The sequence below is a fragment of the Aphanothece hegewaldii CCALA 016 genome (assembly GCF_003007785.1).
GTDB classification, from domain to species: Bacteria; Cyanobacteriota; Cyanobacteriia; order Cyanobacteriales; family Microcystaceae; genus Chroococcus; species Chroococcus hegewaldii.
Map to the genome: position 1 here is coordinate 1 of NZ_PXOH01000011.1, position 16,479 is coordinate 16,479.

Annotated in this window: 10 protein-coding genes and 1 CRISPR repeat array; of the genes, 7 read left to right on the plus strand and 3 right to left on the minus strand. The window is 37.2% G+C overall.

Features of this window, described 5'->3' with window-relative positions; translation table 11 throughout:
* The 3 genes from C7H19_RS11450 to C7H19_RS26350 all read left to right on the plus strand — a co-directional run.
* Window positions 1-540: transposase (locus C7H19_RS11450; RefSeq protein ID WP_146136511.1), on the plus strand; the 540-nt coding region annotated here is incomplete at its 5' end.
* 10 nt (window positions 541-550) lie between these two features.
* A CRISPR array of direct repeats spans window positions 551-2,705; the repeat unit is 37 nt; unit sequence CTTTCTATTAACTGAATCCTGTTTACGGGATTGAAAC.
* A 91-nt stretch (window positions 2,706-2,796) separates the two neighbouring features.
* Complete coding sequence (locus C7H19_RS27185) at window positions 2,797-3,069, plus strand: IS1/IS1595 family N-terminal zinc-binding domain-containing protein (RefSeq protein ID WP_219907635.1); 273 nt, start codon at window positions 2,797-2,799, stop codon at window positions 3,067-3,069.
* The gene (locus tag C7H19_RS26350) at window positions 3,066-3,539 is read left to right on the plus strand and encodes an IS1 family transposase (protein ID WP_219907636.1); all 474 of its coding nucleotides are present in this window, start codon (window positions 3,066-3,068) and stop codon (window positions 3,537-3,539) included. The genes C7H19_RS27185 and C7H19_RS26350 overlap by 4 nt, the downstream gene beginning before the upstream one ends.
* A 138-nt stretch (window positions 3,540-3,677) precedes the next feature.
* On the opposite strand, the gene C7H19_RS11460 is transcribed toward C7H19_RS26350, so the two are convergent.
* Both C7H19_RS11460 and C7H19_RS11465 read right to left on the minus strand, forming a co-directional pair.
* On the minus strand, window positions 3,678-6,443 hold the full coding sequence (locus tag C7H19_RS11460; protein ID WP_245927468.1) for a CHAT domain-containing protein: 2,766 nt from the start codon (window positions 6,441-6,443) through the stop codon (window positions 3,678-3,680).
* 13 nt (window positions 6,444-6,456) lie between these two features.
* Window positions 6,457-11,757, minus strand: a complete 5,301-nt coding sequence (locus tag C7H19_RS11465; protein WP_181280589.1) for a beta strand repeat-containing protein — start codon at window positions 11,755-11,757, stop codon at window positions 6,457-6,459.
* Window positions 11,758-11,934: 177 nt separating this feature from the next.
* On the opposite strand from C7H19_RS11465, the gene C7H19_RS11470 reads away from it, so the two are divergent.
* The 4 genes from C7H19_RS11470 (at window position 11,935) to C7H19_RS11485 (ending at window position 14,710) form a co-directional block, all read left to right on the plus strand.
* Window positions 11,935-12,765 carry a DUF4351 domain-containing protein gene (locus C7H19_RS11470; protein ID WP_106457021.1) on the plus strand — a complete coding sequence of 277 codons (831 nt, stop codon included), beginning with the start codon at window positions 11,935-11,937 and terminating at the stop codon, window positions 12,763-12,765.
* Between the two features lie 57 nt (window positions 12,766-12,822).
* Window positions 12,823-13,380: a Uma2 family endonuclease gene (locus C7H19_RS11475; RefSeq protein ID WP_106457147.1), complete on the plus strand. Its 558-nt coding sequence runs from the start codon at window positions 12,823-12,825 to the stop codon at window positions 13,378-13,380.
* Between the two features lie 278 nt (window positions 13,381-13,658).
* Window positions 13,659-14,132 (plus strand): excisionase family DNA-binding protein, encoded by a 474-nt coding sequence (locus C7H19_RS11480; protein WP_106457022.1) that lies wholly within the window; start codon window positions 13,659-13,661, stop codon window positions 14,130-14,132.
* A 5-nt stretch (window positions 14,133-14,137) separates the two neighbouring features.
* The gene (locus C7H19_RS11485; protein WP_106457023.1) at window positions 14,138-14,710 is read left to right on the plus strand and encodes a PIN domain-containing protein; all 573 of its coding nucleotides are present in this window, start codon (window positions 14,138-14,140) and stop codon (window positions 14,708-14,710) included.
* Here the strand turns inward: C7H19_RS11485 and C7H19_RS11490 are convergent.
* Window positions 14,693-16,387 carry a ShlB/FhaC/HecB family hemolysin secretion/activation protein gene (locus C7H19_RS11490; protein WP_106457024.1) on the minus strand — a complete coding sequence of 565 codons (1,695 nt, stop codon included), beginning with the start codon at window positions 16,385-16,387 and terminating at the stop codon, window positions 14,693-14,695. The two genes, C7H19_RS11485 and C7H19_RS11490, sit on opposite strands and share 18 nt — an antisense overlap.
* Window positions 16,388-16,479 lie beyond the last annotated feature (92 nt).

Here is a 16,479-nt window from a genome sequence, read left to right on the forward strand (position 1 = left end):
GCAAAAAGTATACCACTCGAGAGTTTTAAACCAGTTGTTTTAAACTTAGAGAAACCAAAAACGGTTTGGGTAAAGACATTTACAGCTAAAATGTTGCGTCATGAAGGAGAAAGAACCTTTGCCATCGTCATGAATGCTAGTTCTTTTGAAAAGGCGACAGATATCGATTATTTGATTACAAATGTTGAGGCAATAAAAGTGACGCCTGAATGGATAGTAAGCATCTATTCACAAAGGAATTGGGTGGAGGTCTTTTATCGTGAAGCGAAAGGGTGGTTAGGGCTAGGAGAATATCAAGTGAGAGGGAAAAGAAGCTTGCTTCGTCATTTTATTTTAGTATTTTGTGCTTATACTTTCATCTTATGGCACAAGTTAACTGGGGGACTACGAAGGAGATGGGCTAACAAACCTTTGAATACATTTACTGAAGCTTTAGAGGCTTTTCGGACAGCGATGTCTTTTCGTTTCTTCGATTGGCTGACTCAAAATAGGGATGTCTTTGCTTCTTACAAAGCAAGTTTAGGGTTTATTTGGGCTTGATTTGTGTTTAAGTCCCATTAACTGAATCCTGTTTACGGGATTGAAACGTCCAGTGATTTATTATTAAATCTAGCAGGATAAACTCTTTCTATTAACTGAATCCTGTTTACGGGATTGAAACATGACATTAAAGCTCAAAAAATAGCACCGCTTCAACTTTCTATTAACTGAATCCTGTTTACGGGATTGAAACATTTAAAATAATAGGGATTGCTTGTTCTTTTTTACTCCTTTCTATTAACTGAATCCTGTTTACGGGATTGAAACGAAGACACTGAAACATTATCAATTCCCGCTACTGTCCTTTCTATTAACTGAATCCTGTTTACGGGATTGAAACAAGTCTTTTAAAGCACTTTCCGAAGGAGCTTCCCATTTACTTTCTATTAACTGAATCCTGTTTACGGGATTGAAACTTTATCTTCGCCTTTTGCCCTTCTTTGAATTCAGCACTTTCTATTAACTGAATCCTGTTTACGGGATTGAAACATTGACAGGGCAGATTTAAGCACGATTACATCTGCAAGCTTTCTATTAACTGAATCCTGTTTACGGGATTGAAACTCACGTAGCAGTCTAATGCGGCATAATCGTAGGCATCCTTTCTATTAACTGAATCCTGTTTACGGGATTGAAACATACATAAAGAATGTTGGTTGGCTACGGCATAAGTAACTTTCTATTAACTGAATCCTGTTTACGGGATTGAAACTCAGTAACACCACGAAATGGCATAGGATTAGATTTACTTTCTATTAACTGAATCCTGTTTACGGGATTGAAACAACACCAGCAGCAAGCACAAAGAACACTCCCTGAGCTTTCTATTAACTGAATCCTGTTTACGGGATTGAAACGTTGATGTCCCGATGCTTAGTGCGGCAGACGATTTCTTTCTATTAACTGAATCCTGTTTACGGGATTGAAACCGTATGCCACAGGAAAATCTACACTACTTGGTTCACTTTCTATTAACTGAATCCTGTTTACGGGATTGAAACATGGAGTAATTAGCGATCGCTCCTGATGTAGCGTAACTTTCTATTAACTGAATCCTGTTTACGGGATTGAAACATTCAGTCGCGATCATAACAAAAGCTACATAGAAGCTTTCTATTAACTGAATCCTGTTTACGGGATTGAAACCTTCACTGGGCAATTCACGGGAATGAGCATCTTTCCTTTCTATTAACTGAATCCTGTTTACGGGATTGAAACATGGAGTAATTAGCGATCGCTCCTGATGTAGCGTAACTTTCTATTAACTGAATCCTGTTTACGGGATTGAAACATTCAGTCGCGATCATAACAAAAGCTACATAGAAGCTTTCTATTAACTGAATCCTGTTTACGGGATTGAAACCTTCACTGGGCAATTCACGGGAATGAGCATCTTTCCTTTCTATTAACTGAATCCTGTTTACGGGATTGAAACTTGGATGCTCAAACCAATGTCTTTGAGTATCTATGAACTTTCTATTAACTGAATCCTGTTTACGGGATTGAAACATAATATCCCACAGAGATTCGATTAACATTTCTTTTTCTTTCTATTAACTGAATCCTGTTTACGGGATTGAAACTTTAATTAGATTGTTAACTGTTACTATTAAAGGATCTTTCTATTAACTGAATCCTGTTTACGGGATTGAAACGCAAACTCCCATTTAAACTTGAAGGGAATTTTTACTCTTTCTATTAACTGAATCCTGTTTACGGGATTGAAACAACCATAACGCGCATTTACCGGTGAAGGTAGACCCCTTTCTATTAACTGAATCCTGTTTACGGGATTGAAACGGGAAATCGGCTGGTCAGACGAGTCCAGGTGCGCTTTCTATTAACTGAATCCTGTTTACGGGATTGAAACGTTTGACTAAGATGCTTGTTGTTTATAGGTTTCCCAATCCTTTCTATTAACTGAATCCTGTTTACGGGATTGAAACATTGGGAGCCAGAAACAAATTATACGAATTATAAAGCCTTTCTATTAACTGAATCCTGTTTACGGGATTGAAACCATAAACTGGCAAATCAGCAATCGACTTTTGATCTCTCTTTCTATTAACTGAATCCTGTTTACGGGATTGAAACGCTTAACGGGTGTAGGAAAATGGAACCCTAATCTCTTTCTATTAACAGAATCCTGTTTACGGGATTGAAACTATAAAAAGAATCGGTGGTGTCTTAACTTTGTTGATGACCTTTGATAAAATAGACTGAACCATATCTAATCAACTAGCTTTCTTAGACATCATGACCGTTTTGCTTCCAGTTCAATGCCCTTTTTGTCATAGTACCGATGTGATTAGACATGGAAAATATAATAATAAACAACGCTATCGCTGTTCTAACCAGGATTGTCTTCGTGTAACCTTTAGTCTTAACATAACTGAAAGAGGCCGCCTCCCTGAAGTGAAAAAGCAAATTATTGAAATGAGTCTAAATAACAGTGGAACTCGCGATATCGCTCGTGTGCTTAAAATTAGTACCACAACGGTTACTAAAGAATTAAAAAAAAATCGTTGAAGCTGCAATCAGTCAATCAAGCCTTTCTAGAAACGATTAACCCAGACTCAATAGAAGTAGAGATATATCCAGTTAAAGAAAGTCCCAAAGAAGGAGTAGAGGAGTCGGAGTTAGATGAAATGTGGAGTTTTGTTGAGAAAAAAAAGAATCAAAGATGGCTGTGGCACGCGATAGCTCACGCGACGGGAAAAGTTCTGGCTTATGTATTTGGAAAACGTCAAGATCAAGTCTTTCTGAAGCTGAAGGAATTGCTAGAGCCATTTGGCATCAAAAAGTCTTATACAGATGGGTGGGGAGCGTATGAGCGAAATTTACCAGCCGAACAGCACGAAATTGGCAAGAAAAATACTCAGAAAATTGAGCAAAAACATATTCGTTTGAGGACAAGAATTAAAAGACTAGCGAGGAAAACAATTTGCTTTTCCAAATCTGAAAAAATGCACGACGAGCGTGATTGGACTATTTATTAATCGGTATGAATTTGGAATGTCAATTTAGAAGGTCATCAACAAAGTTAAGACATCTCCGCTTTTCGGAGAGTGACACAAGAGGGATAGCAGTTTTTAATATTGATTGAATTCGGAGAGTGACAAAAGAAGGATAGATGATTATAACCAATTCCCTAAAAGAACGTATGCTGCCCAAAAATGCGGGCGTTTGTATACAGGATCGTTGAGTAATCCAAGTTGAGCTTGGCGAAGTGCATCCGCTTTCGTCAGGGTTGAATCTTTTAAAGCGCCGTAAAATCGCTCCATCAAAATCGTCGTTGCTTGATCATTTACTTGCCAAAGTGTCGCTAATGTGCTACGCGCACCAGCCCTGACAGCGACTCCAGCGAGTCCTAAAGATGCTCGACTATCTCCGGTTAAGGTTTCGCAAGCACTCAAAACCAGTAGTTCAATAGAACTATTTCGCTCAATATCTCTGGAACGAAGTAGATTATTTAATTGGTTGACATTAAGGCGATCGTCCCAAGTTAAAATAAAAGTCTGATCGGCTTTTTGGCTAAATTGTCCGTGAGTTGCCAAGTGAACCACAGAAAAAGGTGCAGAATTGACGGTATTCTTAAAACCTTCGTTGGTAAAGGTTTGATTGAGCAACTCGACACTACGAGGTACTTGGGTTTGTATCTGTTGTAATTCTTGACGGACAAAAGGAAGCGCCGCGAATTTTCCTCGTGCTTCGCTTAATCCTGCGATTAACGCTCTTTTATTTTGTTGTTTAAAAGGTTTGGGGTCTATTAGTTGTAAGCTTGGAATTAGGGCAATGCTGTACTGTTCGATTAAATATTGTTGACCGTTGTGCAGTACAGACATCGGTAGATTTCTTAGCGCACTATCAAGGACAAAAATCAACGTTTTAACTTGACTTTGGGCTAAATCTTCTTGAGCCGGACGTAACAACCAGTCGTATACTTGTTGTGCTAAAGGTAATGTTTCTTGACTATTAGCCTGAGTCAGTGATTGAGTGAGTCTATTGAGTATTCTTTCAACTTCTTTTTTATTCTCAATGGGCGTAGTGTAATGACGTAGCTCTTGTTGTGGTAATTTAAGAATAATCTCGAAACGGTCTTCTAAAAAAATCGGATAAATAACCGCAGCCGTAGGATCATTTTGTTGAGTTACTTCGTCAATTACTACAGGGTTAGCATCAAGACATACCAGTCGAAAGAAGTTTTCTAATTCAGCTAATTGTAAAGAATCAATGGTCAAAAGAGCTAATTGTAAGTTTTCTGTTGATGTTTCAGTTGTTTCAATGGGCTGTAAGAGCAAATCTACATATTCACGATAAACAGGTTCAACACTTTCTCTAAAAGTAAATTGTATTTCTGGATTGAGAGAGACTAAATCACTCCGTAGGGATTTTAGTGTGTTTACGGCTTGACTATAAGCAAAAAGGGCTTTTTGTTGCTGTTTCTGTGCCTTTAGAAGCCTTGCTTGTTGCCATTGCCACTGATAGCTTAAATCCGATGCTTGAGCCTGCCAAGAGTCATATAATGCTTGTTGGGTATATTTATTGGCTTTGTCCCATTCTTGCCGACTTTCTAATAATCTTCCCATAATACCGATCGCATAAGAGCGAGTCCGTTTATCTTGTAAGTTTTCTGCATCTTGAGACGCTGTTTCTAAAAACTGTACGGCTTCTTGATAAGAGGATTCATCAACATTGGATGAATTTGGTTTTTGAGCATTAAGACAATTTGGCTCTTTTTGCTTTAAACAAATTAGATTTTTAGCATAATTAATTTTGGCATATATAATATCTTTATTAATCAAGACTCGCTCTAAGTTTGTGTGTATTTGTCTTAATAATTCTTCTGATTTTTTCCAGTTTTGCTGTTCGAGCAATAATTCTACTTGATTGATTTGAGCTTGAATTTGCAAAAAAGTTGAAGACAATTCAGCAGCTTTTTGATAATGAATTATGGCTTGTTCTCGATAAGTTTCTGACTGTTGTATATCTCGAATTTCTGCGGAGCTAATTGCTAAAGCTCGTTCGGTATTTCCGAGATTGAGTAAAGTTTTGCTTTCATCTTGTGGTAAATTCCAATGTTGAGCGATTTCTAAACTAGCGAGTAAAACTTGTTGTGATTGTTGAAAGTCTCCGATTACTCTTAGATTATTTCCTAAACTTCTGAATGCTTTTGCTTTTTGGATATTGCTTTTATAATTATTGATTAAATCTTGTTTAAGTGTGGTAATTTCTGGCTCTGATATATAACATTCTCTATTTTCTAATCCTAATGATAAAAGTAAGGTTTGACAAGCTCTTGGATAGAGTCCTAAATCTTGCATAGCTTGAGCTTGATTAATTTGATTAATCGTTTTATTATCTCGATCTTCTAAATTTATATAGATTTGTGCGGCTTGTTGCCAAGTATTCAATGCGGCTTGAGATTGACCTGTTTTTTGTTGAGATTGCCCTTGAATATCGAGAGTTTTAGCCAAAATACGCTGCTGTTCTTTTGTAGTTTTTAAAGAGTGTAAAATATCTAAACTTTTTGTAATCGCTTTATTGGCTTTTTCCCAATCACTAAGTTGTTGATAAGTTAAAGAAAGATTACTCAAAGACATCGCTTGCTCAAGAGGTTTATTCTTGTTGCCAAAAGTTTCTGACGCTTGTTGCCAAATGGGTAATGCTTTTGTATACTGTCCTGAGTTATAAAGTTCTTTGCCTTGCTGCACAAGTTGAGAAGCTTCGGGCGAATGATTTTGAGCAAAAACAGAAGAAGCACTTAGAGAAAGGATGAAAAGTAAGATCACGAAGATTAGTGATTTCTTTAATCTTAAAATTGATTTTATCTGTTGTAGGGCTTTGTTTACCAAACCCTGATTATTGCTTCTCATCTGAAATCTTTTCGGTAATTTATTCATGATCATCGCCCTCCTAATTATTGCCACAAAACGCAGGTGAATTGACTTGTCGGCTAACTGAATTAGTGGTTGGATAAGCGACTAAAACCACATCTCCCGTTTGATTTCGCTTCCATCCTTGAGCAGGAATAATTTTACGATTTATTCCCGATGAGGGATTGACAATATTTGATTCTTGTGCTACGGGTTCAACTAAACCGACTTCGACTTCATTGCTACTCTGTACTTGTTGGGGCGTACTCGGTAAACCTCCCCTACCCCTGACTGTAAATTCGCTTTGACTTCCTCTTCTACAAGCATCTTTTGAAATTAGGGTGTTTGGATCGATTATATTTTGAGGTAGGTTAATTAAACCCCGACTGGGATCAACTTCTGGGGTATTAGTTTCGACTACGCCATCGACTCCGAGTTGAGAACTTGCTGTAATTGTGCTATTAAAACCTCTAAAAATACCATCAGCAGTGATATTAATATTACCTCCTGTTCCTTGAAAAGCATTAGCGGTAATATTGCTGTTTTCGTTGCCAATTATAAATTTAGTATTGACTGTAATGTTGCCACCATTGCCAGTACCACCGGCTGTAGCGGTGATGGGGCTATTGTTGCGCTGGTTTATTGTATCAGGAATGTTAAGGGTGATATTACCACCTTCGCCACTTGCTGTAGTCGCAGAGATAGAAGAACGGTTATTTAAACGCAGATTTTGGGCTTTTAGAGTAATACTACCGCCATCGCCAGTTCCTTGAGAATTAACGCTAATTCTGGCGTTGTTATTTAAGTTTACTGTTCTTGGGTCAATATTTATGCTTCCACCGTTGCCGCTTGACCTCGGATCTGTACTTGCTTCTATAGTACTATCAGTTAGCGTCAGATTATCTTGAAGAATAAAAATGATATCACCCGCTTGACTACTACTGGTAGTATTGGTTTGAATGCTAGATTTACCTTGTGCGGTTAAACTATTTGCTGTAATAGTAATTTCCCCTGCATCTCCTTTTCCTGCTGTACTTGCAGTGATGTTAGAATTATTATCTAGGTTTAATGTATTTGAAGTGAGAGTAATGTTACTTGCTTCGGTGGCTATTCCATCTTTTTGTATTTCAGTAGAAATGGTGCTGTTATTAAGACTAATACTTTGAGCATTTGGTACATTTATACTTCCTGCATTGCCTTGCCCGTTAGTGAAAGCTGTTATGGTTGCTTGCTGTAAGTTAACTTGTGTGGCATTAAGATTAATGTTTCCTGCATTTCCTGTTCCTATTGTACTAGCTGTAACTGTCACTCCTTCAACTAGATTGAGTTGATTAGTATTAAAGTTTATTGTTCCTGCATTGCCACTTCCTGATGTAGAGGTTGCGATCGTCCCATTTCCACTAACATCTATATTATTGGGCGCACTGATGTTAATATCGCCACCATTTCCACTAGCTGAGGTTGATGCTGATATTTTTCCTTGTTCAATAAAAAGTATATTAAGGTTAGGATTAGCATTATCGGGATTTAGTGTTAGTGTACCTGCGGGGGCTAATCCTTGGGTTTCTGCGAAAATACCTAGTTTTCCTGCGATATTGAGGTTAGAAGCATTAATATTAATACTTCCACCACCTTGCGTATTCGTGGCTGTGGCGGTAGCTGTAGCACTGAGTTGGGCATTTGTGCCAATATTTAGAGTATCTGTCGTAATGTTAATGTTACCTGGTTGTCCAGCACTAGAGGTTTCAACAACTATCTTACTATTTTGACCAATATTTACTATCTGGGGGGAGTTAATAGTAATGCTGCCAGCGTTACCTGTTCCTTGAGTAAATGCCGAGACTTCCGCACTGTCTGAGATGTTGAATATAGGGGTGTTTATGGTAATGTCTCCCGCTTCTCCTCCACTTAATGTGAATGCAGAAACTCCTCCTAAAACTAATTCTCCAAAAAATTTCGCACCTGAAGTAGAAACTGTTTCTTTTGCCGTAATAATGATATTGCCAGCGTTCCCATTGCTTCCAGTTGAAGTAATGATAAAGGCAGCGTCTTGAAGAATCACATTAGTAGCATTTATTTCTATTCCTTGACTATTTCCTTTTCCGTTAGGTGTTACTGCGCTAGCTATACTACTTCCCTCACCTGCATTGGATTGTCCCTTTAAAGTAACATTTCCAGTAACATTAACTATTATTTTGCCTGCATCTCCTATGCCTTCAGTAGTAGTATTTAAACGACCACCACCTAGTAATTTTAAAGTACCTGCCTTAATTTCAATTCCCTCACTATCTCCCTTTGCTCCCAATAAAACTCGACTAGAGACTGAAGTTCTAGTGTTTTGACTTTCTCCCAAAATTATCGTGTCAGTGACATTAATAGTTATTTTACCAGCATTTCCTAATCCTTCCGTACTGCTACTGATCGTAGTTGCATCAAACATCTGCAAATTTGTTGCTTTAACTTCAATACCACCGCTATCACCTTCTGCTCCTAAACTTACTTGACTACCTACACCACTAACATTTCCTTCGCTATTGCTTCCTCGTAAAGTCATCGTATCAACAACACTAATCGTTACTTTACCGGCATTTCCTATTCCTGCTAAACCAGCATTTATGTTTCCACCGTCTAATAAATTCAACGTCCCTGCATTAACTTCAATTCCACTAATATTTCCTTTTGCACCTGCTGCAACTCTGCTAAATATGGCACTTGTCAAACCTAGACTATCTTCGCCTTGTAAAGTCATAGTGCCATTAACATTGATAGTTATTTTATCTGCATTACCCACACCAAAAATACTATTGCTAATTTGTCCTTTATCCAGAAGTAAAGTATTTGTCTTAACCTCGATTCCATAACTATTTCCCTGTCCAACAATCCCATTAAATATACTACTTCCTATACCTAGACTCGACTCTCCTTTCAAAGTCATCGTATCAGTAACGCTAATCGTTATTTTGCCAGCGTCTCCTATACTTCTTGACGAACTATCTAATCTTGCACCATCGAATAAATTTAATGTATTTGCACTAATTTCAATTCCCCCACTATTTCCCGTTCCACCAAAATTTACTCTACTGATTACAGCACTTCCTAAACCTCTACGATTTTCTCCTTGTAGAGTCATCGTATCAAAAACATTGATGGCTATTTTACCAGCATTTCCTAATCCCTCAGTACTGGAATTCAATTCAGCACCATCGAATAAATTTAATGTATTTGCACTAATTTCAATTCCCCCACTATTTCCTATTCCTTCTGATTGCACTAAGCTAGATATATTACTGACTCGTTTTTGACTATCTTTACCCATTAAAGTCATAACATCAGTGACATTAATGGTTATTTTTCCTGCATCTCCTATACCTATAACATTACTAAGAATCCTTGCACCATCGAATAAATTCAAAGTATTTGCATTAACTTCAATTTCCCCACTATTTCCTATTCCATTTGAGGAGACTAGACTAATTACACCACTTCGTAAACCTTGACTATCTTCACCTTTTAAAGTCATAGTATCAGTAACATTAACGGTTATCTTTCCTGCATTTCCTACCCCAAAAGTGGTAGATTCTAAAACTGCGCCATCTAGTATATTTAAAGTACCTGTCTTAAGCTCAATGTCTCCTGCATCTCCTTTACCATTCTGTAGAACAGCATTGGAAACCAAACTACTATTAGCGATCGCAATTGTCCCTATTGCATTAATTGTTATATCTCCTGCTTGTGCATCTAGTGAACCTAACCCCGATGCGATTCCTGCTCTAAGTTTACTTCCTACTCTTAGTTCAAGATTTTGAGCATTAATCGTAATATTACCGCCACCACCACCACGAACATTTAATTCTAAACCATTCGTTAGTAATACGTCACCTGTGCTGGTTAGAGTGATATTCCCGCCTAGTAAACCTTGGGCTAAAATATTAGAACCTGTACTGATATTTCCTTGAGAGAGTAGCGTCACATTACCACCATTACCGATCAAAGACGAAGCATCAACCGCACCAACAAGAGTAATTCCACCACGCGCATCTATAGTAACAGAACCACCACCAAACGCATTTTTAGTAGTAATCGAACCTACCGTAATGCCTCCAAATAGAGGTTGTAAGGCTAGATTGGGTGAATATTGATTGCTTAAAAAAACTTTACCGCCACTGCCAAAAATGGGATGGAACGTAATACTACCAATAAAAATGTCTGCACTTGTTGGCGTATCTGTATCAAAAAATGGGTTACCGACTGCTGTTGTTCCTGCACGAATATCTAATGTTGGTTCTAAACTTCCATCAATATTAATCGTACTACCATCAGATAAAGTTACTGTAGAAGCTAATGTATCGCCAGTTTCATCGACACCCGTAATGAGAATCGTACCTGGAATATAGACAGAGCCACCAGCAATAATATGTAATGATGCTCCCTGATAAGCATCAAATTTAACATCTCCAACTGTACGAATAATTGGATCGTATAAACTGACTAAACCTCCCAAACTTCCGTCTAATTTCTCTATCTTAAAACTGCCACCACTCCAGTAATGTGCATCTCCACTGACTGCATTAGTTGAACGTAATAATAAATCTTTTCCTGAAACAATCCCACTCTGAGGATGATTCAACGCATATATGTCAACGTTTTGATTTCCTTGTAACAGTAAATTTCCACCTGATGCGGCGATAAAAGGACTAATTACACTATCTCTAATGATTAAAGTATCTAATGCTTCTAAGGTTAAATCTCCTCCTACTGCAAGAGTTCCAGATATGTTGAGATTTCCAGCTTTAAGAGTTAAATGACTCGGAGTTACTATATTTGCTGTACTACTAATATCCCCAGCGTTTTCTCGAAATCTTAAACCAATTGGAATATTTACGGTTAATAATGGTGGTGCATCTGGATTAGTTGTACTAAACTCGAAATTATTATCAAATACTAGACTATCAGCCGTTGCACCAATAAAGGCTCCTCGCATATCTAAACGCGCATTTGGTCCAAAAATAATGCCACTTGGATTAATCAAAAATAAGTTAGCATTTCCGAGTACGCCAAGTGTTCCCAAAATATTAGATACATTTCCCCCTGTGACTCGTGAAAAGATATTTTGAATTACGTCGGGATTGGCAAAATAAGCCCCTCTGCCTTCATTAACATTAAATTCCTGAAAACTGTGGAATAAGTTACTACCACGTGTTGCACCGCCTTCTATTACGTCACTGGGCGTATTTTTGATCGTGTCTGGTCGAGTTCTGGAGTTTTCTGCACCAAGGCTGTTGTCAGGGATAATTTGTGCCTCTGCTATTCCATTATCTATTAGACTACCAAGCAGTGTCAAAAATATGCCAAATGTGAGACGCAATGAGAAGAAATTCATTTGTTACGAGATGTAAATTGATTTTTAAAAAATTTGACCAAGAATTAGTTAAATAATACTGATTGCAGCTTAAAAAGAATCTAAAATAATTATAAAAAATGGTTTAATTAAATAAACGAAGATAAAACCTAAACACAATTGAGCTACGATAATACTTGTAAATATTTAGCAGAACGTTATCCCGATGCTTTTGCCAAGTGGTTGTTAGGCATTGAAACCGCAGATATAGAAGTTCTTAAAACTGAACTATCTCAAGATCCGATTCCTGCTGATTCATTGACATTTCTTAGAGTTTCCAATAGGATTTTACATTTAGAATTTCAAACTTTACCTAGATCTAAACCGCCTCTTCCTTTGAGGATGTTAGATTATGCTGTACAGTTGAAACGACTATATCAGTGTCCTGTAGTACAAATTATCATTTTTCTTCAACAAACGAGAAAAGCGATCGCTTATACTGAGGTTTATCAAGATGAGACAACAATTCATCGTTATCGAGTCATTCGTCTGTGGGAGCAAGATTCGGCATTATTTTTAGATAATCTAGGATTATTACCTTTAGCACCCTTGACTAAAGCTGAATCATCTTCAGGATTATTAGCACGAGTAGGAGAAAAAATTAGTACAATTAAGGACAGTAAAGAAAAATCTGATATCGCCAGTTGTACTGAACTTTTAGCTGGCTTACGTTTTAACACAAATTTAATCTATCAATTTCTAAAGAAGGATATTATGAAAGAATCATCAGTTTATCAAGATATTATCCAAACAGGAAAGCGAGAAGAAGTACTGTCTCTGACAATGCGTCTTTTAAGAATTCGGTTTGGTGAGTTAGAAGCTCCGTTGTTGGAAAGGATACAAGGTTTATCGACTGAACAATTAGAATCTTTAGTCGAAGCTTTATTAAATATTGTCGAGAAGTCTGAATTAGTGCTTTGGTTAAATCAACAAAATTATAAGAGTGACTGATGTCAATATTTGATAAGACTAAAATTTTAGATGGTGAAATTTAATCAACAAAAATTAATGGTACAAACACCAGTTCAAGTTTTAACACTTTCTGAGTTTTTATACTTACCAGAAACTCAACCAGCTTCTGAGTTTATTCATGGAAAGGTGAGTCAAAAATCCATGCCTCAAGGGGAACATAGTCGCTTACAATATAAGTTTTGTTGGACAGTGAATGAGTTAGCAGAATCATCTCAGGTTGCGATTGCTTTTCTGGGGTTGCGCTGTGTTTTTGAAGGGAATGCGATTGTACCAGATGTGGCGGTGTTTCGCTCTCGCAGAATTCCTCGCACCGAGTCAGGACGCATAGCGAATCGGTTTGAGAGTTATCCAGATTGGGCAGTTGAGATTCTATCGCCAGATCAAAGTACAACGAAAGTGTTAGAAAATTTGTTACTTTGTTCGATGGCGGGGACAGAATTAGGATGGTTAATAGATGCTAAAGAAGAAACAATTTTAGGTGTATTTCCAGAACAACGGGTGCAGTTATTTCGGGAAGATGAAAAATTGCCGATTTTAGAGGGGATTGGGTTAGAGTTGAAGGTAAATGACGTGTTCAATTGGTTAAATTTATGACTGATCTCTGTTTTTGAAATCTTTAAAATGTCCGAATGATAAGGAATTCATGTGTTACGAGATGTAAATTGATTTTTTAAAAATTTGAGCAGTAATTAGTTAAATATTACTAATTTATGCTTGACAAGAAGATAAAATAATTATAAAAGATGATTTAAGTGAATAATTGGTGCTAATTTGCGAAATTACTCTAATTTTTGAATTAATCTTTGTTCATTGCGTTTGTTTCTTTTATTTCGTATAATCAAAAGACTAATTAGCTGATTCAGTAAATTTTTATGACTCGTTCAGTTTCCCATTCTTCTGACACATTCAACTCGATAGCCGATGAAAAGACTCTTGCAATGGCAAGCTATGATATTTTGAAGAGCTACTTAAAGCAAGAACAAAAGTATTATACTTTACAAATAAAGTCGAATCAGCTAGAAACTGATTCAGTAACCATTTCAGCTACCGCACTTAGTCTAGTAATCGAAATTTTAGAGCAGATAAGCCAAGGAAAAACCGTCAAAATTGTTCCTATTAAACTAGAACTAACTACCTCTGAAGCGGCTGATTTATTAAATGTGTCTCGTCCTTATTTTGTTGAGTTATTAGAGTCAGGGCAAATTCCTTTTCGCAAGGTCGGCCCACGTCGTCGGGTTCTTTGTGAAGATGTGATGAATTATAAAAACCGTATTGACACACAACGAGAACAAACGTTAGCTGAACTAGCCGCCCAAGCACAAGAATTAAAAATGGGATACGAATAAAAAGAGTGACAAGTTGGACAGTTATTTATGATGCTTCGGTTTTGTATCCTGCACCGTTAAGGGATTTTTTGATGTGGCTGGCTTTGACAAATTTATTTAGAGCAAGATGGACAGATGAGATTCATGATGAGTGGATCAGAAATGTTTTAAAAAATCGTCCTGATCTGACTTTAGCTCAACTGAATCGTACAAAGAACTTAATGAATATAAATGTTCATAATTGTCTAGTTACAAATTACGCATCACTAATTCCAAGGCTGAAACTTCCAGACCCTAACGATCGTCATGTTTTAGCGGCGGCTATTCAGACTCAGGCTGATTTCATTGTCACTTTTAACCTTAAAGATTTTCCTGATTCGGTTCTTGATCTTTATGAAATAGAAGCCATTCATCCTGATGAGTTTATCATAGAATTAATTGAGCGTGACTCAAAAACTGTCGCTCAAGCGGCAGAAAAACAAAGAAGCACTTTAAAAAATCCACCTCTAACACGCGATCGATATTTAGAAATTCTAAAACAGCAAGGATTACCTAAAACAGTAAATTTACTCACAGATTTATTAGAAGCGGAAATTTAAACTAAAATAAAGACCACGATCGTTTAATGAATCTTTTTCCACATCTGTACTCACCAAAGGAATACCCCAATCAAACCGAGCATTTAATCGCTCTCCCATTTGCCATAATAACCCTAAACCAACACCTACTAATGTATTAGGATCAGGATTAGAAAATTCTCCATTATTCCAACCCACACCAAAATCAATAAAGGGAATAACTTGTAAAACGCCTTCTATTCTGGATACTCGCAAAATCGGTAAGCGAACTTCTGTACTGAGCAAAACGCCATTATCGGTGAGGAGTAAATCTTGGCGATATCCTCGCACACTTCCTAAACCACCGACAGAAAACTGTTCTAGGGCTAATAAGGGTTCATTGGATAATTGTAAGTCAGAACGAACGACTAATAATGTTTCGGGTGCTAATAATCTGACATATTGTCCTTGTCCACGCCAAGCAAAAAAGGTACCATCTGGAATACCATCTGAGTTGATGGTAGAATCGAAAGCATTAACGCCGATACTAAATTGAGAGTTTACTGCAATGACTTCTCTAGGGTTTCGTTTTACCCAGTCTTGAAATAAACGTATTGCAGATATCCTGACTTCACCTTGATTATTAGCACCCGCAGAAAGAGGAAACCCTTCTCCTTCTAAGAAATTTTTGCTTTCTTGGCGAGATAGTGTCAATCCTAGCGCAAATTCTTGAGTCGGTGATTGAATTAAAGGCTGACGAAAAGATAATTCGTAGTAATAATAATTGCCTGTAAGATCAATATCATTAAAGAGGCGATCGACTACTTCATTACTACTATAACCCCCCGCTAATCGAATTGTCGTATTATGGGGACTAACGGGAATAACATAACTCAAATCAACGGCATTACTTCCATCTGTATTGTTATATGTTAGATCGATGCTATCACCAAAACCGAATAGATTTCTCTCTTGAATATAGACTCCTCGCTGAAAACTACCCACACTAGGATTACGACCATTATTAGCAAATACATCAATATTAAAAGTGTCTGCTTCTGTAACTTCAACTTCTAATAAACTTAAATCTGGGCGTACTCCGGCTGATAATTGTGCTGAAATATTTTTGATTTGCGGATCAAGTTGTAGAAGTTGTAATGCTTCGAGTAAACGGTTTTGATTGAGGGGAGTTTGCACAGCAAGACCTAAACGAGAACGAACATACTCTGGTCTTAAGCGTCGAGTTCCTGTTACTTTGATGTCTTCTATTCCACCTTCGATAATTGTAATTTTTACAATTGCGCCTTCTGGACTAAGGGATTGTCCAGCTTCAATAACTGCACCAGAATTGATGTAACCATTGCTAATATAGAGATTTGTGATAATTTCTTCTATTGCAATTAAGTCAGAAAATGTAAGCTCTTTTCCAATAAAATTTTTAACAACTTCGTTTAATTCTTCATTACTAAAAGCTGTATTATCAATAAATTCAAATCCGTTAACTTTAATGGTGCCTGGGATTTCTTCAAAAGGTGCAGGAGGCGTTTGAGGTGGCGGTATTTCGAGTTGTGGTTTTTCGATGGGTTGTGGTTTTTCTAGCGGGGGAACAGGCGTGATAGGATCAGGTCTAGTGGGGATTTGTGCTAAGGTTTGACTCGCATTAACCGGTAAAATGCTCCCAACAAGCGTAAGGGCTAAAAAATTTTGAATTGAATTCATTTTAAATGAAGTAAAGAATAAATTAGTCTATTTTCAATACATTTACTGTTTTAACCTATGTTTGACGTTTTTCAAATTTTTTTTGAGAATGC

What these genes read in the sequence shown, in the direction of transcription:
- C7H19_RS27185 (WP_219907635.1), top strand. Translation starts at nt 2,797, where the DNA reads ATGACCGTTTTGCTTCCAGTTCAATGCCCTTTTTGTCATAGTACCGAT.
- C7H19_RS11460 (WP_245927468.1), bottom strand. Translation starts at nt 6,443, where the DNA reads ATGAATAAATTACCGAAAAGATTTCAGATGAGAAGCAATAATCAGGGT.
- C7H19_RS11475 (WP_106457147.1), top strand. Translation starts at nt 12,823, where the DNA reads ATGGTACAAACACCAGTTCAAGTTTTAACACTTTCTGAGTTTTTATAC.
- C7H19_RS11480 (WP_106457022.1), top strand. Translation starts at nt 13,659, where the DNA reads ATGACTCGTTCAGTTTCCCATTCTTCTGACACATTCAACTCGATAGCC.
- C7H19_RS11490 (WP_106457024.1), bottom strand. Translation starts at nt 16,387, where the DNA reads ATGAATTCAATTCAAAATTTTTTAGCCCTTACGCTTGTTGGGAGCATT.